Origin of the sequence: Micromonospora sp. WMMD712 (genome assembly GCF_029581295.1) — a bacterium.
Lineage (GTDB): Bacteria > Actinomycetota > Actinomycetes > Mycobacteriales > Micromonosporaceae > Micromonospora > Micromonospora carbonacea.
Genome location: NZ_CP120743.1, coordinates 4,931,475 through 4,953,887, shown reverse-complemented (window position 1 = coordinate 4,953,887; position 22,413 = coordinate 4,931,475). Strand labels below are relative to the sequence as shown.

The following is a 22,413-nucleotide window of genomic DNA, read 5'->3' as shown; positions in this document are numbered from 1 at the left end:
AAGAAGCGTGCCGCGCTCAGTGCCGGCCCTCGGCGAACTCCTCGACGATCTTGGCGCAGAAGGCCGGCAGGTCGTCCGGCTTGCGGCTGCTGACCAGCCCGTCGTCCGTGACGACCGGCTCGTCGACCCAGGTCGCGCCCGCGTTCGTCAGGTCGGTGCGCAGGCTCGGCCACGAGGTGATCCGGCGGCCCCGCACCACGTCCGCCTCGACCAGCGTCCACGGGCCGTGGCAGATCACCCCGACCGGCTTGCCCGCGTCGAAGAACGCCCGCACGAACCGGACCGCGTCGGGGTCGGTGCGCAGGAAGTCCGGGTTCGCCACCCCGCCGGGCAGCACCAGGCCGTCGTACCGGCCGGCGTCCGCGTCGGCCACGGTCACCTCCACGTCGTACGTCCCGCCGTGGTCCAGATGGTCGAATGCCTGGATCTTGCCCGGCTTGAGCGAGACCAGCTCGGCCGTCGCCCCGGCGTTCTCGACCGCCTCGCGTGGTCGGGTGTACTCGACCTCCTCCACGCCGTCGGTGGCGAGGAAGGCGATCCGCCTGCCGTGCAGTGTCGTCGCTGCCATGTCGTGTCTCTCCTCTCCGGGGTTCCCCTGGACGGTTCCCGGGCCCCGCCGTCCGAAACCGGCCAGGTTTGATCGCACGGGTCGGGGGGACCCGGGGTGACATGGCAGGAGCAGCAGCGGAAGAGCGCCGGCTCGCCACCGTCGTGGAGAGCTGGCTGGGCCGCCCCGTGCTGGTGATCGGCGACGCCATGCTCGACGAGTGGCGGTTCGCCGAGTCCGACCGGCTCTGCCGGGAGGCCCCGGCCCCCGTCCTCACCCTGCGCCGGCGCATCTCGGCGGCCGGCGGGGCGGCGAACACCGCCGTCAACGTGGCCGCCCTCGGCGGACGGGCGGTGCTGGTCGCCCCGGTCGGCGCGGACGTCGCCGGGGACGAGCTGCACGACTGCCTCGACCGGGCCGGGGTCTGGGACCGGACGGTCGCCCAGCCCGGCCGGCACACCCCGGTGAAGCGGCGGATGCTCGCGGGCAACCAGATCCTGCTGCGCGAGGACTCCGGCGACCCCGACGACGCGCTCGACACCGACGGGGTGCAGCGGCTGCTGACCGCCCTGGAATGCGCCACCGAGGAGCTGCGGGCCGCCGCCGGTGGCGAGACGCCCACCCTGGTCGTCTGCGACTACGGGCTGGGCGCGCTGCCCGCGCCCGTCCGCGCCTGGCTGGTCGCCGCCCGTGACCGGTACGCCACGATCGCCCTCGACGCGCACGACCTGGCCGACTGGCGGGGGCTCGCGCCGACCGTGGTCACCCCGAGCTTCGCGGAGGCGACCCGGCTGCTCGCCCGCGCCGCCTCGCGTACCGACTCGCACCTGCACCTGGACCACCCGGCGGCCGACCCGACGGACGGGCCCTCGGAGCTGAGCGTGGGCACCGCGCCGGGCGCGGCGGGTTCCCCGGCGGTCTCCGCGCCGGCCGGGATGCCGGGGGCCGGAGTGCGAGGGGCCGGAGTGCCGGGGGCCGGAGCGCCGGGGGCCGGAGTGCCGGGGGCCGGAGTGCCGGGGGCCGCGCCGCCGCCGGCCGGGGCGCCGCTCGGCCCGCCCACCGGCGGGACCGGCGAGCCGACGCCCGGCGAGGACCGGGTGGCGATGACCGGCGACGGGCTCAGCGTCACCGGGACCGGCGTGACCGTGAGCGCGCTGGCCGGCGAGGGGGTGGACCGGGCCGTGCTGGCCGAGGCCCGCCTCGCCGAGCTGCGCGCACACACCGGGGCGGACGTGGTCGCGGTGACCCTGGACACCGAGGGCGCGGTGGTCGGCGGCGCGGACGGCGCCGCCCGGCGCAGCCACAGCACCCCGGTCCCGGCGAGCCACGCCGTCGGCGCGGGGGACGCCTACCTGGCCGCGATGACGCTGGCCCTGGCCGCCGCCGCGCCCCTGCCGACCGCCGCGCAGCTCGCCCAGCTCGCCGCCACCATCACCGTGTCGGACACCGGCACCTGCGTGTGCCGACGGGAGGACCTGCTGCACGCGCTCGGCGCGCGCGGCGACGACGCCGGGCACCCCGTGCTGGTGGCCCCGGACGAGCTGGCGGCCATCGTGGAGACCCAGCGCGGCGCGGGCCGGGCGGTGGTCTTCACCAACGGCTGCTTCGACGTGCTGCACCCGGGGCACGTGCGCTACCTGGAGCAGGCGCGGGCCCTCGGGGACCTGCTGGTGGTGGCGGTCAACTCCGACGGCAGCGTACGCCGGTTGAAGGGCCCGGACCGGCCGGTCAACCCGGTGGAGGACCGGGTCGCCCTGCTCGCCGCCCTGGCCTGCGTGGACCATGTGGTGATCTTCGAGGAGGACTCCCCGGCGGGCCTGATCGAGGTCGTCCGCCCGGACGTGTACGTCAAGGGCGGCGACTACCCGCCGGAGATGGTGCCGGAGGCCCCGCTGGTGCGCCGGCTCGGCGGACAGGTCCGCACCCTCGGCTACGTGCCCGACCGGTCCACCTCCGCGATCATCGACCGCATCCGGGCGCACGGCCACCCGGCGGCGCCGGTCGAGCCGGAGCAGGTGGACGCGCGCCGCCACGCGGCCGTGCCGGTCGAGCCGGAGCAGGTGGACGCGCGCCGCCACGCGGCCGTGCCGGTCGAGCCGGAGCAGGTGGACGCGCGCGGTTCCCGGGCGTCGACGCCGGGCCGGCCGGCGTGAACCGACCGTCCGACGCCGGCACGGGTGGCGTCGACCGACCGCGTGCCCCCGCCTCGGGTCGCGTCGACCGACCGCTCGACCCCGGCACGGCCGACGGGTTCCGCCGCGGGCGGCAGCTCGACGTGCTGATCCCGACCCGCAACCGGCCCGCCGAGCTGGCGGTCACCCTCGCCGGGCTGGCCGCCCAGGAGGGCGTCGCCGGGTTCGGCGTGGTGGTCAGCGACCAGTCCGACGGGGACCCCGCGTACGCCCACCCGGCCGCCGCGACGATGGTGCGGGCGCTGCGCCACCGGGGGCACCCGGTGCTGCTGACCCGGCGGCTGCCGCGGCGGGGGCTGGCAGAGCACCGGGCGTACCTGCTGGCCGCCTCCGTCGCCCGCTACGTGCTCTGCCTCGACGACGACGTCTGGCTGGAGCCGGGGACCCTGCGCCGGCTGGTCACCGCGATCGGCGAGCTGGGCTGCGGCTTCGTCGGCAACGCGGTGCACGGGCTGTCGTACGTCGACGACGTCCGGCCGCAGACCCACCGGCACTACGAGGAGTGGGCGGGCCGGCCGGTGCCGGAGCGGGTCCGCCCCGGCACGCCACAGTGGCAGCGGGCGTCGATCCACTCGGCGGCGAACCTGCTGCACGTCACCGCGGGGCTGCGCCTGCCGGCGGGGGCGTGGCGGGCGTACAAGGTCTCCTGGGTCGGCGGGTGCGTGCTGTACGACCGGGCGGCGCTGGTCGACTCGGGCGGCTTCGACTTCTGGCGGCGGGTGCAGCCCAACCATCAGGGCGAGGACGTGGCCGCCCAGCTCGCGGTGCTGGAGCGCCACGGCGGCGCGGGCGTCCTGCCCAGCGGCGCCTACCACCTGGAGTCGCCGACCACGGTCACCGAGCGCGACGTCGAGGCGTGGGAGGTCGTGCTCGCCGAATCCCCCGAGCGGGTGTGAGAAGGGGACCCTTCTCGACCGGATGCGTTAACAGGGGGCCCTTCCTTACCCGGCCAGCAGGTCGTGGGCCGCCTCCAGCACCTCGATCGCCGGCACGTCGGCGACGAACGAGTCCCGGTGCGGGCACTCGCCGTCGCCGGGGCGGTGCGGGTAGATCCCGGGGGTGCAGTCGACGCCGCAGACCGGGCAGCGCACCGTCCAGGAGGCGATCGGGCGGTGCCGGCCGCGCAGCAGGTGCCCCCCGTTGATCAGGTTGCCGATCCAGTAGACCCCCACCGTGGGGGTGCCGACGGCGGCGGCCAGGTGCAGCGGGCCGGTGTCGTTGGAGACCACCAGCGCGCAGCCGGCGTAGCAGGCGGCGAGCCCGCCGAGGCCGAGCGCGCCGACGAGCGGACGCACCGGCACGCCGGCCGCCGCGACCACCCGGTCCACCACGTCCCGTTCGGCGGGGGTGCCGGTGACCAGCACCTCGTAGCCGTCGCCGGCCAGGGTGCGGGCGACCTCGGCGAACCGTTCGGCCGGCCAGCGCCGCCGCGTGTCGGTGGCCCCCGGGTGCAGGGCCACCCGGGGCCGCCCCGGCGGGCCGAGCACCCCGTCGGCCTCGGCCCGGTCGGCGGCGGTGACCGCCAGCGTGGGGACGATCCCGGCGGGCGGCGCGCCGACCAGGCCGACCACCTCCAGGTAGCGCAGCACCTCGTGCTGGTAGTAGACGTAGCGGATCCACCGGTCCAGCGGCGGGGCGTCCTCGGCGCGCAGCCCGGCGGTGACCCGCGCGCCGAGCGCGCCGACGATCGGGTTGGAGTTGCCCCCGCCGCCGTGCAGTTGCAGCGCCAGGTCGAAGCGTTCGGCGCGGGCGGCGGCCAGGAAGTCGTCCATCGACGTCTGCGGCTCGCCCGCGACGGGCTCGCGGATGCCGGGCGCGGGCGGGACCACCAGGACCCGGTCCACCGGGCCGGGCCGGTCGCGCCAGAGCTGCGCGTGCCACGGCGCGCCGAGCAGCACGATCTCCGCCTCCGGGTACGCGGCGCGCAGCGCCTCCAGCGCGGGCAGGATGAAGATGAAGTCGCCGAGCGCGTTGGCGCGCAGCACGGCGATCCGCGCGACACCGGGGACGCGCCCGCCGGGCGCGGCCGGTGCGGCGGCGCCGCCCAGCGGGCCGGACGTCGACGGGGTGCCCATCCCTGCCCGACCCGCTACGGCCGGTCGATCTCGTCGACGGCCACGTCCGGATGGTGCAGCTCCCGGTCGGCGGCCGGGTCGACGGGGGCGGGTGCGCCCGTGCCGACGTGACCGCCGGTGCTCCCCTCCCGGTCCGCCCCCCGGTAGCCGGTGCGGCCGACGGTGATGGTGCGCGGGGTGGGCCGGGCGGCCCGGGGCAGCCGGACCCGCAGCAGCCCGTGGTCCATCACGGCGTCGATGCGGTCGGGGTCGACCCGGGCCGGGAGGCCGACGCGGTACTCGAAGCCCCGGGTCTCGAAGCCGCCGGGGATGCCCTGGTCGGCGTTGACCTCGGCCTCCGACCGGGCCCGGACGCACAGCTCCCGGTCGTCCAGCTCGACGGCCACCTCCTCGGGGGCCACGCCGGGCAGCCGGACGACGACCTCCCAGCCGTCGGCGGTCTCGCCCAGCTCCACCTCGGGCGGGCCGGACCGGCCGCCGCCGACGAGGCGGCTCAGCTCGGCGCGCAGCGACTGGAGCTCCCCCATCGGGTCCCAGCTCTGCTGCCGGCCGCGCCGGCCACGGCCGTCGGGCTGCTGGCTCATCGCACGTCTCCGATCCGCTGGCCGGCGGCCTGGGGCCGCAGCGAGCTGGGCGCGTCGAGGCCGGCGTCGGTGTCGACGCCGACGCCGAGCCGGTCGACCAGCTCGCCGCCGAGCCAGGCGCTCGCGCCGAGGATGGCCAGCGCGACGACCTCGATGGCGATCAGCGCGCCGCCGGCGGCCCGCGACTCGGCGTTGAGCCGGACGACCCAGACGGCGGCGAAGAGGAGGATCACCGCGAGGTTGGCGGCGGCGTGGGTGAGGCCCACCCGCTTGGCGCGGGTGCCGGTGGGGATGGCCAGCAGGTCGAACGCGCCGGCCGCCGCGGCCAGCAGGCCGCCGATCAGGCCGACGGTGATGTTCCAGTACGCCACCTCGCCGAGGAAGGCCGGGCCGCCGACGGTGTCGACGACGTCGAAGATCACGGCGGTGACCAGCAGACCGACCGGAAACGTGATCAGCATCGGGTGCACGGGGTGCCCGAGCACCTTGAGTCGGCTCTCCATCGCGGCCTCCGTTGGTCGGTCCGTGCACGGTTGCGGGCTGGGCTGCTGTTCCGGGCTGGGCTCCTGGTGGGCTCGGCGGCGCTGCGTGGGGCCGTACCCGGGACGGCCGGTGACAAACCCCGCGCTCGCGGCGCTCGCTAGGCTCGACCCGACGGCCGGGCAGCGCCGCCGGGACCGCCACCGGGATCAACGGTTACGGGGAGGCTGACGTGACGGTGGAGATCACCTCGCACGAGGAACTGCGCGAGCTGCTGGGCGCGCCGCTGCCCCGGGCGGTGACCAAGGAGCGGCGGGCCCTGCACGAGCGGGACCGGCAGTGGCTGGCGGCCTCGCCGTTCTGCCTGGTCGCCACGGCCGGCGCGGACGGGGCCTGCGACGTCTCGCCGAAGGGCGACCCGCCCGGCTTCGCCCTGGTGCTGGACGACACGACGATCGCGATCCCGGAGCGCCCGGGCAACCGGCGGGCGGACGGCTACCACAACATCGTGGACAACCCGCACGTCGGGTTGATCTTCCTGATCCCCGGCCGGACGGACACGCTGCGGATCAACGGCCGGGCCCGCCTGGTGCGCGACGCCCCGTTCTTCGACGACATGGTGGTCCGGGGCCACCGGCCCGTCCTGGCGATCGTCGTGGAGATCGAGCAGATCTTCTTCCACTGCGGGAAGGCGTTCCTCCGCTCGGAGCTGTGGCGGCCGGAGACCTGGCAGCCCGACGCGCTGCCGTCGCGGGCCCGGCTGGCCAAGGAGCTCGAGGTCCCGACGGAGAGCCTGGCCGACCTGGAGGCCTACTACGGCCCGGCCTACGAGCGCAAGATCTACGGCTGACGCGAGCGACGGGAAGGTGGCGGCATCCCCGTTTCCGGATGCCGCCACCGCCCCGACCCGACCGGGTTACCCGGCCACGCTGTGCAGGTCCTTGAGCACGGAGGCCGGCACCGGCTTGCCGAGCATGGCGCAGACGGACGCGTCGGTGGCGGCCATGGCCACGGTGTAGTAGCGGTCCCAGCCGGCGTTGGGCTCGGCGTCGAACGGCTCGGCGTTGGCGACGCTGACCACGGTGCGCCGGCCGTCGGCGGTCGCCAGGGCGATGCTGTGGTGGCCGAGGGTGTCGCCGCCGTGGCCCCACACCGTGCCGCACGCCGAGTCGAGCCTGATCAGCCCGAGTCCGTAGCCGCCCTTCATGGGGAAGTCCGCCGGCAGTTCGACCGTGGTCGTCATCTGCCTGAGCTGCGCGGCCGAGAACAGCTCGCCCCGCAGCACGGCGGAGAAGAACCGGGCGAGGTCGTCGGTGGTGGAGATGACGGCCCCGGCGGCGCCGCCCCAGCCGCCGATCGGCCAGGTGGCCGTGTCGACGTAGACGGGCTGCGGGCCGGCGAGCTTCACCCCGTAGCCGTGGGCGTAGCCGGGGCCGGTGCGGACCGCGCGCGGGTCGGCGAAGTAGGTGTGCCGCAGGCCCAGCGGCGCGGCGATGCGCTGCCGCACCAGCTCCGGTAGGCCCTTGCCGGTCAGCTTCTCGATGATCATCCCGAGCAGCGTGTAGTTGGTGTTGGAGTAGGACCAGCCCGCGCCCGGGGCGAAGTTCGGCTCGTGCGCGAACGCCACGGCGAGCAGCTCCCGTGGGGTCCACACCCGCTGCGGGTCGCTCGCCAGGCCGGCCATGAAAGCCTCGTCGCCGGTGTAGCTGAACAGGCCGCTGGTGTGGTTGAGCAGCATCCGGACGGTGACGTTCCGGCCGTTCGGCACGACGCCCGGCAGATACCGGGAGACCGGCGCGTCCAGCTTGAGCTGCCCACGGTCCACCAGTTGCAGGGCGAGCACCGCCGTGAACGTCTTCGTGTTGCTGCCCGCCTCGAACTGGTCGCGGGCGGACATGCGTCGCCCGGTGGCGATGTCGGCGAGGCCGGCGGCCGTCCGGGTCACCCGGTGGCCGTCGCCGATCCGGGCCGCGTACCCGGGCGGGCCGACCGCCAGCATCCGGCGGGCGACGTCCTCCAGCACGGCGTCGCCGCCCGGCCGGGCGGCGGTGGACGCCACCGGGCGCCCGTCGGCCCCGGCCGTGGCGACCCCGGGGGCGGCCAGCACGGCTGCGGCGGTCGCCAGGATCGCGGTGGCGCGCACCAGGCGGGACTGCTTGGGGGTGGTTCTCCGCGTCGTCGTCATGCATTCGAGCATGTCGACCTTTCCGGGCCGGGTCATTGCCGCCCACTGCCCGACCGTCGTCCAGGGCACACCACCGCCCATGGTGGTGCCAGCACCACCAGCCCCGCTTCCGGTAGCGTCGCGGCGTGCTGATCCGGGAGTTCACCGACACCGACTGGCCCCGCGTGTGGGAGATCGTCGCCGGGGTCGTCCGGGCCGGGGACACCTTCACCTACGACCCGGCGATGACGGGGGAACAGGCGTACGACGTCTGGGTGGAACGCCCGCCCGGGCGGACCGTCGTGGCGGTCGACGGCGACCGGGTGCTCGGCACGGCCAAGATGGGCGCCAACCGGCCGGGGCCGGGATCGCACGTGGCCACCGCGAGCTTCATGGTGACGGCCGACGCGCGGGGGCGCGGGGTCGGCACGGCCCTGTGCCGGCACGCGCTGGACTGGGCGCGCGGGCGCGGCTACGCCGGGATGCAGTTCAACGCGGTGGCCGAGAGCAACCGCGCGGCGGTCGGGATCTACCGCCGGCTCGGCTTCGAGGTGGTCGGCACCGTGCCCGGCGCGTTCGCGCACCCGGCCCTGGGCCGGGTCGGCCTGCACGTCATGTACTGCGCGTTCTGACTACTCCCGCCAGCCGTCGGGGTCGTCGAACGACTCCCGGGAGATGCCCGACCCGGTGCGCGGCCAGTCGCCGAACCGCTTGTCGTGCGCGGGTCTACCCGGGGACGGCATCGGCGTCCGCCGCCAACGACGAGCGAGACAGCGCCACCGAGCCGTCGTCGGCGAACGTCCAGCGCGACGAGGCGAAGGCGCCGCCGGCCTCCCAACTGCGCGCGGCCGTCGGCCGCACGGCCCAGACCGTCATCCCCATGCCGTGGGCGGCGACGAGGTCGTACGCTCCGCCGCCGAGCGCGTGGTACTTCGTCGTGAAGCACTCGCCGAGCTCGACCAGGGCCTCCCGGTCGGTGACCTCGGTGGCGTGGCCGTCCAGGATCACCACGCTGCTCGCGCTCTCCAGGTGCACCGACACCCGGTCGTTGTGCCGGAGGTTGCGCACCTTGACACTGGCGCCCACCGAGGAGAACGCCAGGGTGCCCCGCCACCACACCCCCCAGACGGGCACGGAGTGCGGTCGCAGGTCCGCCCGCACCGTACACACCCAGTAGCTGGTGGCGGCGGCGAACCGCCGCTCGACCTCCGTCCAGTCAGCCGACGTCTCCATGCTGGTCCCTCCTGCTCGTCCGGCCGGCCGTGCCGACCGGCTGCTCCCCGTAGGTCCGCGCGGCGGCGACGAAGGCGTCGTTCTCCGCCGTGGTGCCGATGGTCATCCGTACCCCGTCTGCCCCGAAGGCCCGTACGGCGATGCCGTGGTCGCGGCAGTGGGCGGCGAAACGGGCGGACCGGGCGCCGATCGGCAGCCACAGGAAGTTGCCGTGGCTCGGCGGCACCTGGTACCCGGCGTCGACGAGCAGCCGGCGCACGCGGTCCCGCTCGCGGACGATCGTCCGGCACCGTTCGACGACCTCGTCCTCCGCGTCGAGCGAGGCGAGCGCGGCGGCCTGGGCCACGGTGCTCGTCCCGAACGGCACCTGGACCCTGCCGAGGGCCTCCGTGACCGTCTCGGCACCGACCAGGTAGCCGAGCCGCAGGCCGGCCAGGCCGTGCGCCTTGGAGAAGGTGCGCAGGACCGCCACGTTGTCCCGCCCCTGACGCCACAGTTCCCGGGCCAGCGCCACCCCGTCGGGAACGTCGGGTCCGACGGCGAACTCCCGGTACGCCTCATCGATGATCACCAGCACCGAGGGCGGAACCGCGGCCAGGAAGTCCCGCAGGGCGTCGGCCCCCGGTTGCGCGCCGGTCGGGTTGTTGGGGGCGCACAGGAAGACGACCCGGGTCGCCGGCCCGATGGCGGCCAGCAGCGCCGGCAGGTCGGGCGACCAGTCCTCGGCCAGCGGCACCGGTCGCGGGGTGGCCCCGACGATGCGGGCGATCACCGGATACGCCTCGAACGACACCCAGGGGAACAGCACCTCCTCGCCGGCCGCGCAGGTGGCCTGCACCGCCTGGTGGCAGAGCGTCACCGAGCCGCAGCCGACCACGACGTTCCGCGTGGCGACGTCGAGCCGCTCGGCCAGCCGGGCCACCAGGGCTGACGCCGTCGGGTCGGGATACCGTCCGCTGCGCGTCGCCGCGTCGCCGATCGCCTTGAGGACGCTGTCGGGCAGCTCGGCCCGGACCTCGTTGCCGGCGAGGTTGATCGCGACGGGCGGCATCGTGCCGGGCGCGTAGGGCGGCAGGGCCGACAGGTCGGGCCGAAGGCGGATGGGCATGCCGAACCTCCAGGTGAGTGTCAGGCCAACGGGTCGTCGACGCCGTGGGGAACGAGGCGCAGCGTCCGGACGCCGTCCGGGAGGCCGGCGCGGGCGCGGGCCGCGAGCTCGGCCAGGTCGTCGACCCCGACGTGCAGGTACCTGCCGCTGAGCGGGTCGAGTTCGCCACGGGCCACCGCGATGACGGCGCCGACGACGAGGTCGACGCTCACCCACTGGTTGCGCTCCAGGCAGGCCGTCATCCGTGCGGACATGTCGGTGAGGACCATGCCCGGGCTGATGTCGAAGATCGACACCCCGTGGGGGCGGAGCGGCCCGGCGAGGGTGTCCGAGAGCGCGAGCAGGGCCGCCTTGGAGGTACCGTACGCCGAGTACCGGATGTCCCGCTTCGTGGCCACGTTCGAGTTGATGTTGACGATCCGGCCGGCGCCGGCCTCGATCATCGCCGGCAGCACCGCCCGGCAGAGGTTGAACGAACCCCGCAGGTTCGTCTCCAGCACCTCCCACCAGCGGTCCGGATCGACCTCCCATGGCGGCTTCTCGTCGTGGTCGGCGATACCGGCGTTGTTGACGACGAGGTCGATCCCGCCCAGCCGGTCCGCCACCTCGTCGACCACCGCCCGGACGGCGGCGGGCTGCCGGACGTCGACCGGGCACGTGCGGGTCCGCACTCCGAACCGGGCACACTCCCGCGCGGTGTCCGCCAGCCCCGCCGGCCGCCGGCCGAGCAGCGCCACGTCCATGCCGGCGCCGGCCAGACCGAGCGCCAGGTGCCGCCCGATTCCGCGCCCGGCCCCGCTCACCACCGCCAACCGTCCACTCACGTCTCCGGTCACCGGCTCGCCCTCCTCTCTTCCGGTCCGTCCGCCCCGGCGCTCGGTCACCCCGATCAGCCGGTCGCTGCTTCGAGCACGCCCCGGTCATGGGCCTCCTGGAGGATCGACCGACGCTCCCGCCAGTGCGACCAGAAGGCGCCGGAGTAGCCCAGTCGGCACAGGCTGAGCAGGAACGGGTTGTCGGCGTAGTTGTTGTCGTGTTCGCTCATGCCCGCGACGGTGGGCAGCATGACCCGGTAGTGCTCCCGGGCGGGTATCTGGTCCCAGAGGAACTGCACCGACTGCCGCCAGCGCCCCGCCGGGTCGGACACCCGGGCCGGGTCTTCAGGCAGGTCCGGTGAGAAGTAGCAGACCAGGCGGAAGCCACCGTCGTCGTCGAACATGAACTGCCGCTCGTACTCGACGGGGCCCGAGCACATGGCGAGCGGCTTCAGCACGATCGGCTCCCGGGCGTTGTTCGACTGCAACCCGGGCACCGTCCGCACCCCCGCGCACTGCTCGGCCATCCGGATGCCGAGCGCCGTGTACGGGAAGAGCCGCAGCCCGAGGCTGAACCCGGTGACGTGGGCGTCGAGCGCCATGAACTCGTCCACGCACCGCCGCATCGTCTCGCGGGTCTCGCCGGGCATACCGAAGAGCGCCTCGACCATGGTCCGCATGCCGTAGCGGTGACTGAGTTCCACCAGGCGCACGGTGTCCTCGAAGGCGTAGAACTGCGAGCCACCGGCGGTGATCTTCCAGCCGTCGAGGAGGTCCCGGCGGACGTGGTCGGCGCCGACGTTCACTCCGGCACAACCCGCGGCGGCCAGCAGTTCGGCGAACTCCTCGTCGAACGGGGCCGGCTGGCAGTAGATCCACAACCGCAGGTCGTGCAGGGGCCCGGAATGGTCGGTGTTCCTGCGGCGGACGATCTCCCTGAGCAGCGCCTTGCTGTGGCCGATGGCGAGGTTGAACTCGCTGTCGGTGGTGTGCAGGTCGTGCACGCCCTGAGCGACCAGGGACTCGATCTCGTCCACCACCGCCGGTATGCCCCGCCGGGCGAACTGGGTGCCCTTCGCATCCGGCTCGACGCAGTGCGAGCAGCGGTAGACGCACCCGTTCTTGGTCAGGATGCTGCCGATCCCGCTCTGCCGGTAGTAGGCGAGGTTGTCCACCTTCAACGGGTCTCCGGAGCGACGGTGGTAGCTGTCGCGGCGGTTGACCTGCCAGAGGCGGCTCTCGTTGTGCCCGGCCCGGGCCAGCGGACCCGCGCCGGCGACCGGCGGCCGGGCGGGGACCGACACGACCCGTCCGCCGCCCTCGTTGACGAGCAGGCCACCGACCGACCGCGGGTCGCGTCCCTCGGCCAGCGCATCGGCGAGGTCGCAGATGATCACCTCGCCCGGCCCCTTGACGCCGAAGTCGACCCCGAAGTAGTCGACCAGGGCGAAGGGCATGGTCGAGAAGCCGATCCCGCCCGCCACGAGCGGCGCGTTCGTCCGCTGCCGGACCGCGCGGATGATCTCCCTGTGCTCGTCGACGAAGGGACGCTGCTCCAGCGCGTACGTGGTGTCGGTGTTCCGCACCGTCACTCCCACGAGCAGTGGTTGCCGCACCGAGAAGTACTCGGCGACAACGACCTGCCAGTCGTCGCGGCGGAAGGTCAGATCGACCACCTCGACGGTGTAGCCGGAGTGCTCCAGCGCGGTGGTGAGCACGTCCAGGGCGTACGGCGCGATCGGTGGATGAACCTTGTTCGGGTTCACCAGGGTGACCAAGCCCCTAGTCACAGGTACACCATCCATCCTTGGTTCGAGGATCGCTATGCGCGCCGGTCATGTCCCCGCCGGTGGAGGCGGGACGACGGCGCGGTCCGGGGCCACGGCGACGCCGACCACGTGCGGGGTCACCAGCGGTGGGAGCGTCTCCTCCCACCAGCGCAGGCCGAGCCGTTCGGCGCAGTCCCGCACGAACCGGTCCCCGGCGGGCCGGCCACCTGCCGCCGGAACGAGCGCGCCCGGGTCGACGGACGGCAGCTGGCGGCACGCCTGCGCCAACAACCACGCCCGCCCGGCCGCATCGTCACGGTCGGTCCCGACCGTCCAGCGGTCGCCGTCGCCGACCAGCGCACGCCACAGCCCGCTGGGATGTCGCTGGCACCGCACGACGCCCCGCGCGAGGACGTCGGGCGCGGGCCCGTCGGCACCGGCGCCGATGTCCTCCGACCACCCGTCGCCGATGTCCTCCGACCACCCGTCGGTCAGCCGGTCGGCGGCCCATCGGCACAGCGCCCGGGCCAGCGCCGCCGTGACGGTGGGGCCGACCCCGAGCACCGCCGGTCCGGGCATCGCCACCGTCGTCTCCACCGCGAGCAGGGCCGCCTCGTCGCGCGCCGCCTGCTCGGCCGACGCGACCACCACCGCGCGCTCCTCGCCCTGGGCAGCCGGGGCCGGGCGACCGGCCGGGTTGACCCACAGCCGCAGCGCCACCAGGGGTCCCTGGTCCAGCCCTCGCGGGGAACAGCTGATCAGTGGCCCGAAGCAGCGGGCGGCGGAGACCACGCCAGGGAACGGCTGCCGGCGGGCCGGCACCACCGGCGCGGCCGGGTCGGTCGCGTGCGGCGCGGCCGGGCACGACGGGTCGGGATCCACCGCGGTACGCCAGATGCTGAGCCGGGTCAGGTCGACCACCACCCCCTCGGCCAGGCGGGCCTGGTCCCCGGCACCCACCTGCTGGAAGAGCTCCTGGGCGATCACCGCCGCACCGACCGCGGTGGGAACGTGCCCGAGGCTCGCGTTCTCGGGCAGTCCGACGGCCGGATGGACCAGCCGACGCCAGGCGCACCGGACGCAGGCCAGCCCGGAGCCGGGGACCTGGCCCTTGAGCAGCATCGCCTGCCCACGTACGACGCCCACCCACGCCGGGGCCCCGGCCCGGTCGAGGAAACGCCACGCGGCGTCGAGCTCCGCGGCGGAGAACAGGCCCACGAGACGCATCCGGTCGGCCGGCGGGCCGGCCGGCCCCCGCAACCGGACCGACAACCCGGCGGCCCGGTGGTCGTCGACGAGTTCCCGCAGTTCTGCGGTCGGCTCGGCGTCACGCAGGACGATGTCGCCGAAGCCCGTCTCGATCATGGCGGCGGCGATGAGCGAGGCGCGTTCCGACGGCCCCGCGACGGACACCGGGCAGCTGCGGACCCGGGCCAGCGCGGCCGCCGGGTCCGGGACGACGTGCCGGAGGTACTCGATCTGCTGGCCGAACGCCCGGGTCACGGGCGAGTCCTCGGTCAGCTCGTCGATGCGGTGCCGCCGCACCACCTGGCGCTCCTCCAGAACTCCGATCAGCTTGCGGACGTACGTGGCCTGTTCCGGCCGGAGCGCCCCGAACAGGTGCTCGGCCGGGATCCCGCGGTCCAGCAACGGGGCGATCCGCTCCACCCACCGGGCCACCGCCGAGCCGCGCAGGGTGAAGGAGCCGTCGGTGGTCCGAACCCACACCCCGTCGCGCACCGATACGTAGTAGGCATCCGCCCGCAGGCGCAGCAGCGTGTTCGTCATGAGTCGCCTCCGCCGCCCGTGGCCACCGGGTGCGTGCTGCTCTCCAGGTAGAGCGCCCGCCGGTACTGCCCGATCCCGACCAGCAGCAGGGAGGTGAGCCCTCGCGCCGCCAGGCCCAGGGCGTCGTCCAGCGGACCGGTGACGAAGCCGAGCACCGGGTGCGCCGACAGCCCGTCCCTGGTCGCGGCCACCGACAGCCGTTGGGCGAGCAGGCCGGCGAGCAGGTGCTGTGCCCGGTAGGCGAGGGCACCGCCCGGGCCGCGGTGGACGTCCGCCGCGCCGACCATGATGACGATCAGGGGCACCTGGGCGAAGTTCATGTAGGACCCGAACAGGCACTGCTGCACGAGGGCGCCCCAGTCGCCCCCGGCGGTGCGGGTGAGCCCGCGGCCGTCGCCGTGCAGCAGGTACGCACCGGCCGACAGCCCGGTGACCGACCGGGCGATCAGCAGGCACCGGGGGTGGGCGGGAACGCCGGCGGATTCGGTGGGGACCGCCCCGTCCAGCGGGGCGAGCACCTCGGCGCACCAGGTCGCCACCGCTGCGATGCTCACCGGGGAGCCCCGGTACTGCTCGCCGAGAGCCGTGCGGGCCCAGGCGTCCGCGACCGTGGGGGGAGCGCTCGCCGTGGCGGGCAGTTGGGCGTCGACCGGTAGCCCGTCCAGCGGGACCGGCGGCAGGTCGATTGATTCTCCGGCCGCGGCCAGGCAGGCGGCGTGCATCCGCCGAGCCCCCGAGCGGTGGTCCGGCATCCCCATCGCCCCGCGCCACGGCAGGTCCGGCACCATCGCGGTCCGGATGCCCGTGCCCGGCGCGGGCCCGCCGCCCTCCACCGGGTCGGGCGCACCGCCGATCGGTGCGGGCCGGACGTCGAGCACGACCGGCGCCGCTTCGACGGACGGGTCCAGGCCCAGGCCACGCAGCAGGGTCGGCTCGGCACCGACCAGCGACACCCCGCAGGACCAGCCCCACCGCCGGGCCGTCAGCGCGAACTGGCCCACCACCGTGCCGCTGTCCAGTGCGGCCAGCCGGTAGGAGAAGTCCCCGTACTTGAAGTAGTTCTTCCACAGGGGAATCGTGAGGACGATCCGGACGCCGCCGCCGGTCGGTGCCAGCCCCGCCGGGGGACGGCCGGCCGCAAGGCGGGCCAGGGCGTGACGATTCGCGTTGTAGTGGTAGACGCCGGCGGTCAGCTCTCCGCTTCCGTCGGTGCAGACGTAGCATTCGGCCGGATAGGTGACTCCGCCGGACGGCACCGCCCGACGGAGCTGGTAGTGGGCGTCGCGGTGCACCGGAGCAGGCTGCTCGGGGCTGCTCTTGGCGGTCCCCTCCGGATACCAGCGGACGCCGGCCACCCCGTAGCTGGCCTGGAGAAACGCGCCCAGCCAAGTCAGCTGTCCCGCCCGCGCCACCGTCATCGCCTGCTGCGCCCCGCCCCGGACGAGCCGGCGCGGCAGGGGCGGCAGGTCGATCTGTTCCGCCGTCTCGTACCAACGGAACGGGCTGGGGATGTTCTGCCAGTCGATCTGCCACGAATCCCCGTAGATGTCGTCGAAGCTGCCACGCAGCCGATGGACGAAGGCATCCACCTCGTCCCGGTCGAACGGCCGTACGCCCGGCTTTCCCGCACCGGTCGCCATCACCGGACCTCGGTGCCCGGCTGGACCGAGCGGATCAGCTCCGCCGCGTCCAGCCCGAACTCCTCCTCGAAGCTGCGCGCCACGAGGTAACACAGCGTGTACCGATCGGACAGGAGGAAGCCGAGCCGGAACAGATGCCAGTGGCCGTACGCCTGGGCGACCCGGGACGCCTGGAACCGGCGGTCCTCTCTGATCATTCCCTGGTAGTACGGGTTGTCGGCGATGGCACGGTGGATGCCCGCCACCGGCGGCTCGGGTGCGTCGGCGAGCCACGGCAGGTCAGGTCGGCGGTACAGCCCGTCCGGCGCCGGCGTCAGCTTGCTGAAGTCGTCCTTGCGCGGCGTCGCGTAGAGATAGAACCTGCCCTCGTCGAAGCCCTTCTGGACGGCGGGCAGGTGCGACCGCAGGCTGTTCATGTACCGCAGGGTGGGCTCGGGCAGGCCGTCGAGGTTCCCGTCCGGCTCCCGCATGATCTCCATGAGCCGGCGCAGGCGCGGGCGTAGGGCGTCCCGGTTGAGTTCGTACCGCCTGACGTGCCGCTCGCGGGCCTTCTCGGGGTCGCGGATCAGCAGCATGTACCCCTCGAAGGTGGCCAGGTACGACAGATAGCCGGCCCGGTAGCCGAACCGGCTCACGCTCTCGGGCAGCCGGGTCGCCAGAAAGGCGCCGCTGCACGCCAGCATGTCGAAGGCCAGGGCCATGCGCAGCGCCCGGTTGCCCCGGGTCTCGCGCAGCGACGCCACCGCCAGCGGGGTGGTGTCGGTCCAGAACGACTCCGCGATGTGCAGCGCCGCGGGCCCGCCGAGCCAGTCGTGCTCCTTGTTGTACGGGCGGTACTCGAACAGGTTCTCCCGGCCCGCCTCCCCCACGGCCTCGCTGATCCGGGCCCGTAGCCGCGCCTCCACGGAGGGGCTCCGGGTACGGAACTTCAACCGCAGGTAGGAGTTGCTCTCCTTGGTCTCCCGCAGGTAGAACCAGGATTCGGTCTCGCCCCGCTCGACGGACTCGTCGAGGGTGGGAGCGGCGACGTCGAGGAGGAGGTCCTCCTGGCTGGACCAGGGGACGTTGACGGTCAGGTCGCCGAACTTGTCTGTGGTCACGGTTACTCAGCTCCTGTTCCCGCCGCCAGCCCGGACAGCTCGGGGACATCGGCGCCGCGATCGGTAGCCGCGCGGTGCGCCAGATACGCCACGAAACACTCCCCCTGGGGGCGAACGTTCATGCGGTTGTTCGTCGTGTGCAGGTACTGGCTGACCAGGGCGGCCAGGGCCACGAAGGGCGGCGCGGAGGGCTCGACCTCGGCCGGCCACACCTCGCGCCGTTCGACGAGCGGGCGGAGCCGGCCGACAGCGTCCGCGATCAGGTCCTCCCACCGGCGGCCGAGGCCCCTGCCGAGAGGCCGGCCGCGCTCCAGGTCGCCGAGCATGCGCCGGTAGGTGTCGCGCTGGGCGTCGTACTGGTGCGCCCAGGCCCCGATCAGGGCCGGGTCCGGCACGTACGAGCGCCACCGCTCGTGGTAGTGGCGGAAGAAGACCGGGCGCTGCGCCTCGGTCAGCCCCAGTGCGCGGGTGGCCAGCAACAGGAACTGCATCGCCACGCCGAGCCGGGCCCGGCCCTCGCCCACCCGCTGGACCACCTCGCCGGCCAGCAGGGTGCTGGTGTCGAAGACGTCCTCGGCGACCGCGACGCCCCGCGGGCCGCCGTACTTGGCCAGCTCGGGCCGGTACTCGATCCACCGCAGCGTGTTGGGGGGCTCGGCCTCCAGCACGTCCGTGCCCACGCCGTGCTCCAACTCGTTGAGCCGGTGCAGCGCGGTCGCCAGCCGGCCCTGGTCGGTGTCCGTGGCACCGGGGTGCTCCGCCAGATACTCGGCGACGCGTCGCTCGATCTCCGCACGCACCTGATCCCGGTGCGCGGGCAGGGTCCGGGTCCGGACCCGCACATGCGGTCCCCGTTCCCAGTGACGCAGGTAGAACTGGCGCTGCGTCAACCCACGGCGCCGCAGCTCGGCGAGCATCGGCAGCAGCAACTCGGTCAACAGTCGGTCCGCGTCGTCGTGATAGAAGACGTGACACGACAACCACACCGGTGCGGTAGTCACCCTGCCTCCGACGTCGTCTCGATGGTGAACTCGGTGACGTGCCCGCCCGGGTCGCCCGCCCGGCCGGTCGCCACCTCGGGCAGACACTCCTGAAAGGTCAGTTCGGTGGTGCCGCGCCGCAGTGTCCGCAGCCACGAACTCACGCTGGTCACGCTGGCGAAGTCGACGAGTGCGGGCTTGCGCTCACCGGAGGTGGGGAACTTCTGCAGCCGCTGGCTCCAGCTCTCCTGCTCGTCGTTGGTCCGCGGCACGAGTGGGTCGGGCACGGTCATGCTGCGGCAGAACACCTGCTCCGGCAGCCCGACGTCGGCCCGCCAGCGGCGTACGGCCCGGTGCGTGTCGAGCCGGCTGAGGCCGTTCAGATCGGGCAACTCGGACACCGGGACCTTCCAGGCCCGCCGCGCCAGCACCACGTCGTCCAGCCGTACCCGCGGATAGCGGCGGATGCCGCTGCGCTCCGGCCGACGCTGGTCCACCCGGTCCCACCAGGCGATGTTCGCCAGCGCGCCGGTGCCGAAGAAGTTGAGGAAGCGGTAGAACTGGGGGGCGAGGTCGTTGAGCAGGAAGTTCAGCGGGACCAGCCGCAGCGCCGGGCCGCTCCGGCCGTGCCGCAGGCGCAGCCGGCCAGCCGGCACGTCGACCTCCGCCCAGCACTCCTCCAGCGAGATGCCGGCGTCACCGCCCCACCGCTCCGGCGTGCCGCAGGGGTAGCGCAGGTGGCGGTCGAGCAGGGGCGGATGGATGTTGGAGTTGATGCCGAGCACCGCGCACAGGTCGGTCAACGGGGCGTCCGGGTCGTCGTGCCGCGCGATGTCGGCACGCACCCGCCCGGTGAACCCCGCCGAGGCGGGATCGGCCAGCTCGTACGCCCCGCAGAACCGGGAGATGGCCCGCGCGTACCCCACCGAAACGTCGTTGACCACCAGGATCTGGCCGGTCTCCCGCGCCCGCTGCACCTGCCAACCGACCCGTTCCCAACGGGTCACCCAGCCCGGCAGCCCCGCCACCGCCGCCATGAGCCGCCCCCGGTCGAGCGTGCTCTCGGCCCCGTCGTGCACCGCCGCCTGGCCCAGGATCGCGTCCTGGAGCCCGCGCAGCTCCATCGGCACGGGTGCGGACAGCTCTCGCAGCCGCTGCATCAACAGGGCACGCATCTTGGGTGCGGAAAGGGCCGAGTACAGGGTCAGCAGACGGTGCGGCCCCGGGCCGAAGGCCCGGTGGACGACGTCGGCGACGATGGCCCGCACGTGCGCGTCGTCGTCGAACAGGGGGACCAGTCCGTGCAGGGTCGACAGGGCAGGCAGGTGGCGCTGCCAGTTCGCCCGGCTCTCCCGGCGCGGCTGGGTCGTCACCAGATCCTCGTAGATCAGGCTCCGTGCCGCCTCCATCGGCGGGAGCGGCACGTCGCACAGTTCCGCCAGCTCGGCGACGCAGGTCCGTACGTCGGCGAGGGCCGCTTCCCGCTGCTCGGCGCCCATCGCGCCGAAGCCGGTCTCGATGTCGCACAGCCGACCGACGACCGTGCGCAGCCGAGGATCACCATCCGGCGGCAGCAGGCGGGTGAGCCGGTCCATCGGTGCCGGCTCCTGTTCGCCGACGCCGAGATCCGCTGCCAGCACCCCCGACTCGACCAGTTCCTCGACGCCGGCCCGCAGGGCGGAGGAGTCGACGCCGGACCGCTCGGCGCAGCGCGTGTGCAGCTCGGGCACGCTGATCGGTTGGTCGGCGGGCAGCTCGAGGACGGCGGTGAGCAGGGCGTCGTCGTCGGCCCGGACGATCCGCTCGGCGCTGGCCGGCTGGTCGGTGCCGTCCCGCCCCCGGACGAGCAGGGCCACGCCGCCCCGGGCCCGCGCCACGACCGGGGCGCGGCGGAGCACCACCGCGTGCCGCAGGTCGGGGTGCCGGCACAGGGTGCGCTCGACCCAGTCGACGAGTTGGCGGGGCAACCGGCACACCGACCGCAGCGGGCCGGGCGTCGTCGTCCCCTCGGCCGCGTCGGCATCCGGGGCATCGGTGAACACCACGGGTCGGGTGTGCACGAGCCGGCCGAACGGGGAGGGTTTCAGCGCGCTTCGCGAGATCAGGTTGACGAGGGTCGCCTCGGTGGTCCGGGACCGCTTGTCGTTGGCGTCGCCGGCCGCGACGTCCCGGGCGAAGCGACGGATGTTCTGCGCTACGTTCGCCCCGGTGAGCTGGGCGCTCATCACGATCCCCGGATCCACGCCGAGTTCGGCGAGGACCGCCTGCTCGGCGCGCCGCGCCTGCTCGTACTCCTCGGCGAGTCCGCTGGCCACCTCGGCTCGGCAGGCGTGCAGGGCCCGTAGCCGGCGCGCCCCGTCGATCTCCCCGGTCGCGTCGGGAAGTGCGGCCAGCTCGGCGAGCTGTTCCTCGGTGAGGTCCGCGCCGCGGTGCAACAGGCGGCGGATGTCGAGGGTGCGTCTGCGCTGTTCCCGGTCGGTGAGGCGGGGCACCACCGCGGTGAGGGCCTCCGCCACCTGGCGGGACTCGGCACGCCAACGGGCGTCCAACGCGTCGGCCTCGTCCATCCGGTGCGCCAACCGGTGCGACGACAGCCCGGCGATCGCCGCCGCAGGCAGCGAGCACACCCGCGCGACCCCGTAGCTCGCGAGCAGGTGCCGGGCCGCGGCTCGGGGCGGGGCGGTTTCCTTCCCGGGCGGCGCCGCGGGCGATCTCTCGACGCTCGTGGGCAGCGCCGCCGGCAATGCGGTGTCGGGCGTCGTCGCCGACCGGTCGGAGCGGTTCTGCGCGGCGGCCGGCACCCCGCCGGCGGCCGTCGGGGCCTCGGGTGCAGGGGCGGACGCCGTCGGGACGGTCGCGCGGCGGCGTTCGTGGAAGACCGTGCGTTCCTGATCGATCCGGGCGCTGAACTCCTCGACAGCGGCAACGAACGAACGGGGACAGTCCCGGGGGACGAGATGCCCTGCGCCCGCAACGACCGCGACGTCGGCCCCGGACTGCGCCGCCGGCTGGACGGCGAGCCGCTCGGCCTCCAGCAACGCACCGTTGACCAGCAGGACGGGCAGGTCGAGGTGTTCGAGGTCGGTCCGGTCCGGCACGCGGAGCAGTCCTCGCCGCAGTTCCCCAGCGGTGGCGCTGATCAGCCGGGGCCACTTCTCACCATGCAACTGGGTGAAGTAGGCCCGGCTCGGCTGCTGCTCACGCGCCATCCGGGTGAAGGCGGTCAACCAGCGTTCGAGCGCGTCGGGCGCCATGGTGAACGAGTAGCCCGAGATCACCAGCCCGTGCACCGCCCCGGCCGCCTTCTCGGCGGCCCGGAACGCGACGGCTGCTCCCAGGTAGGAGACCCCCACGAGCAGCGGTCGTTCCCGCTGGGCGTGGACGAGCGCACAGAGATCGTCGACGGCGACGGCCGTCTGGTCCGTGGCCGCCTCGTGACGAGGTCCGTGCCCGGGGAGGTTGAACGGCACCACAGGGTGGCCCCACCACGGGGCACAGTCGCCGAAATGCGCTTCGGGCGTGCCGAGCAGCCCGTGCACCAGCACGACAGGTCGCATCGGGATGTCCTCCCAGGAACACGGATCGACGGCTCACTACGGGGGAACGGCGCAGGTGTCTCGAATCAGACAGGCGCCAGCACCCAGGGCCCTTCAGGTGGGCGCCGAGCCCGCCCGCGGCCCGGCCTTGCGGCACGGCCGTTGCCGGACCGGACCGGCGGGCGGGCTCGGCCTCAGTGACTAGGTCACGAGGAGCAGCTGCAGGTGCAGATGCAGGTCGTGCAGGACGCCGAGGCGATCATCGTCTCGGTCAGGTCGTGCGTGTCGAGCATCGACTCGTCCAGGTAGTCGCTGATCTCCAGCGTGTCGATGTCCAGACCGGTCAGCTCCTCGACACCGAGCTCGGTCTGGGGGTCCACAGAAATGCTCATGGCATTGACC

General features: G+C 74.2%; 19 protein-coding genes. 4 read left to right on the top strand and 15 right to left on the bottom strand.

Going from position 1 to position 22,413, the window contains the following annotated elements; genetic code table 11:
• Window positions 1–16: 16 nt before the first annotated feature.
• On the bottom strand, window positions 17–568 hold the full coding sequence (locus O7633_RS21540; protein WP_282323694.1) for a type 1 glutamine amidotransferase domain-containing protein: 552 nt from the start codon (window positions 566–568) through the stop codon (window positions 17–19).
• 101 nt (window positions 569–669) lie between these two features.
• Between O7633_RS21540 and rfaE2 the strand changes: the two genes are divergently transcribed.
• On the top strand, window positions 670–2,700 hold the full coding sequence (rfaE2, locus tag O7633_RS21535; protein ID WP_282323693.1) for a D-glycero-beta-D-manno-heptose 1-phosphate adenylyltransferase: 2,031 nt from the start codon (window positions 670–672) through the stop codon (window positions 2,698–2,700).
• A 122-nt stretch (window positions 2,701–2,822) separates the two neighbouring features.
• Window positions 2,823–3,635 (top strand): glycosyltransferase, encoded by an 813-nt coding sequence (locus O7633_RS21530; RefSeq protein WP_282328612.1) that lies wholly within the window; start codon window positions 2,823–2,825, stop codon window positions 3,633–3,635.
• A 45-nt stretch (window positions 3,636–3,680) separates the two neighbouring features.
• On the opposite strand, the gene O7633_RS21525 is transcribed toward O7633_RS21530, so the two are convergent.
• Genes O7633_RS21525 through O7633_RS21515 form a run of 3 tightly spaced genes read right to left on the bottom strand, consistent with a single transcriptional unit; the run spans window position 3,681 to window position 5,901 of the window.
• Window positions 3,681–4,814 (bottom strand): glycosyltransferase family 9 protein, encoded by a 1,134-nt coding sequence (locus O7633_RS21525; protein ID WP_282323692.1) that lies wholly within the window; start codon window positions 4,812–4,814, stop codon window positions 3,681–3,683.
• A 14-nt stretch (window positions 4,815–4,828) separates the two neighbouring features.
• The gene (locus tag O7633_RS21520; protein ID WP_282323691.1) at window positions 4,829–5,398 is read right to left on the bottom strand and encodes an Hsp20/alpha crystallin family protein; all 570 of its coding nucleotides are present in this window, start codon (window positions 5,396–5,398) and stop codon (window positions 4,829–4,831) included.
• Window positions 5,395–5,901 (bottom strand): DUF2231 domain-containing protein, encoded by a 507-nt coding sequence (locus tag O7633_RS21515; RefSeq protein WP_074475296.1) that lies wholly within the window; start codon window positions 5,899–5,901, stop codon window positions 5,395–5,397. The genes O7633_RS21520 and O7633_RS21515 overlap by 4 nt, the downstream gene beginning before the upstream one ends.
• 209 nt (window positions 5,902–6,110) lie before the next feature.
• Between O7633_RS21515 and O7633_RS21510 the strand changes: the two genes are divergently transcribed.
• Window positions 6,111–6,728, top strand: a complete 618-nt coding sequence (locus tag O7633_RS21510) for a pyridoxamine 5'-phosphate oxidase family protein (protein ID WP_282323690.1) — start codon at window positions 6,111–6,113, stop codon at window positions 6,726–6,728.
• Window positions 6,729–6,794: 66 nt separating this feature from the next.
• On the opposite strand, the gene O7633_RS21505 is transcribed toward O7633_RS21510, so the two are convergent.
• Window positions 6,795–8,063, bottom strand: a complete 1,269-nt coding sequence (locus tag O7633_RS21505; RefSeq protein WP_282323689.1) for a serine hydrolase domain-containing protein — start codon at window positions 8,061–8,063, stop codon at window positions 6,795–6,797.
• Between the two features lie 125 nt (window positions 8,064–8,188).
• Between O7633_RS21505 and O7633_RS21500 the strand changes: the two genes are divergently transcribed.
• Window positions 8,189–8,674 (top strand): GNAT family N-acetyltransferase, encoded by a 486-nt coding sequence (locus O7633_RS21500; protein WP_282323688.1) that lies wholly within the window; start codon window positions 8,189–8,191, stop codon window positions 8,672–8,674.
• A gap of 94 nt (window positions 8,675–8,768) precedes the next feature.
• On the opposite strand, the gene O7633_RS21495 is transcribed toward O7633_RS21500, so the two are convergent.
• The 10 genes from O7633_RS21495 to O7633_RS21450 all read right to left on the bottom strand — a co-directional run bounded on the left by O7633_RS21495 (window position 8,769) and on the right by O7633_RS21450 (window position 22,403).
• Window positions 8,769–9,275 carry a pyridoxamine 5'-phosphate oxidase family protein gene (locus O7633_RS21495; protein ID WP_282323687.1) on the bottom strand — a complete coding sequence of 169 codons (507 nt, stop codon included), beginning with the start codon at window positions 9,273–9,275 and terminating at the stop codon, window positions 8,769–8,771.
• A complete protein-coding gene (locus O7633_RS21490; protein WP_282323686.1) occupies window positions 9,259–10,383 on the bottom strand; it encodes a histidinol-phosphate transaminase in 1,125 nt (374 codons plus the stop codon). The genes O7633_RS21495 and O7633_RS21490 overlap by 17 nt, the downstream gene beginning before the upstream one ends.
• Before the next feature lie 20 nt (window positions 10,384–10,403).
• Window positions 10,404–11,219 (bottom strand): SDR family oxidoreductase, encoded by an 816-nt coding sequence (locus O7633_RS21485; protein ID WP_282323685.1) that lies wholly within the window; start codon window positions 11,217–11,219, stop codon window positions 10,404–10,406.
• Between the two features lie 53 nt (window positions 11,220–11,272).
• Window positions 11,273–12,988 carry a tryptophan 2-C-methyltransferase gene (tsrT, locus tag O7633_RS21480; protein ID WP_282323684.1) on the bottom strand — a complete coding sequence of 572 codons (1,716 nt, stop codon included), beginning with the start codon at window positions 12,986–12,988 and terminating at the stop codon, window positions 11,273–11,275.
• A 45-nt stretch (window positions 12,989–13,033) separates the two neighbouring features.
• Window positions 13,034–14,755 carry a hypothetical protein gene (locus tag O7633_RS21475; protein ID WP_282323683.1) on the bottom strand — a complete coding sequence of 574 codons (1,722 nt, stop codon included), beginning with the start codon at window positions 14,753–14,755 and terminating at the stop codon, window positions 13,034–13,036.
• Window positions 14,752–16,395 carry a hypothetical protein gene (locus tag O7633_RS21470; RefSeq protein WP_282323682.1) on the bottom strand — a complete coding sequence of 548 codons (1,644 nt, stop codon included), beginning with the start codon at window positions 16,393–16,395 and terminating at the stop codon, window positions 14,752–14,754. Before O7633_RS21470 ends, O7633_RS21475 begins: the two co-directional genes overlap by 4 nt.
• Entirely contained in the window at window positions 16,395–17,495 is a 1,101-nt protein-coding gene (locus tag O7633_RS21465; RefSeq protein ID WP_278131141.1) for a lantibiotic dehydratase C-terminal domain-containing protein, read from the bottom strand. Before O7633_RS21465 ends, O7633_RS21470 begins: the two co-directional genes overlap by 1 nt.
• A gap of 2 nt (window positions 17,496–17,497) precedes the next feature.
• Entirely contained in the window at window positions 17,498–18,496 is a 999-nt protein-coding gene (locus O7633_RS21460) for a lantibiotic dehydratase C-terminal domain-containing protein (RefSeq protein WP_282323681.1), read from the bottom strand.
• Window positions 18,493–22,032 (bottom strand): hypothetical protein, encoded by a 3,540-nt coding sequence (locus O7633_RS21455; protein ID WP_282323680.1) that lies wholly within the window; start codon window positions 22,030–22,032, stop codon window positions 18,493–18,495. The genes O7633_RS21460 and O7633_RS21455 overlap by 4 nt, the downstream gene beginning before the upstream one ends.
• Window positions 22,033–22,217: 185 nt before the next feature.
• Window positions 22,218–22,403, bottom strand: a complete 186-nt coding sequence (locus O7633_RS21450) for a thiocillin/thiostrepton family thiazolyl peptide (protein ID WP_083302709.1) — start codon at window positions 22,401–22,403, stop codon at window positions 22,218–22,220.
• Between the last annotated feature and the right edge of the window lie 10 nt (window positions 22,404–22,413).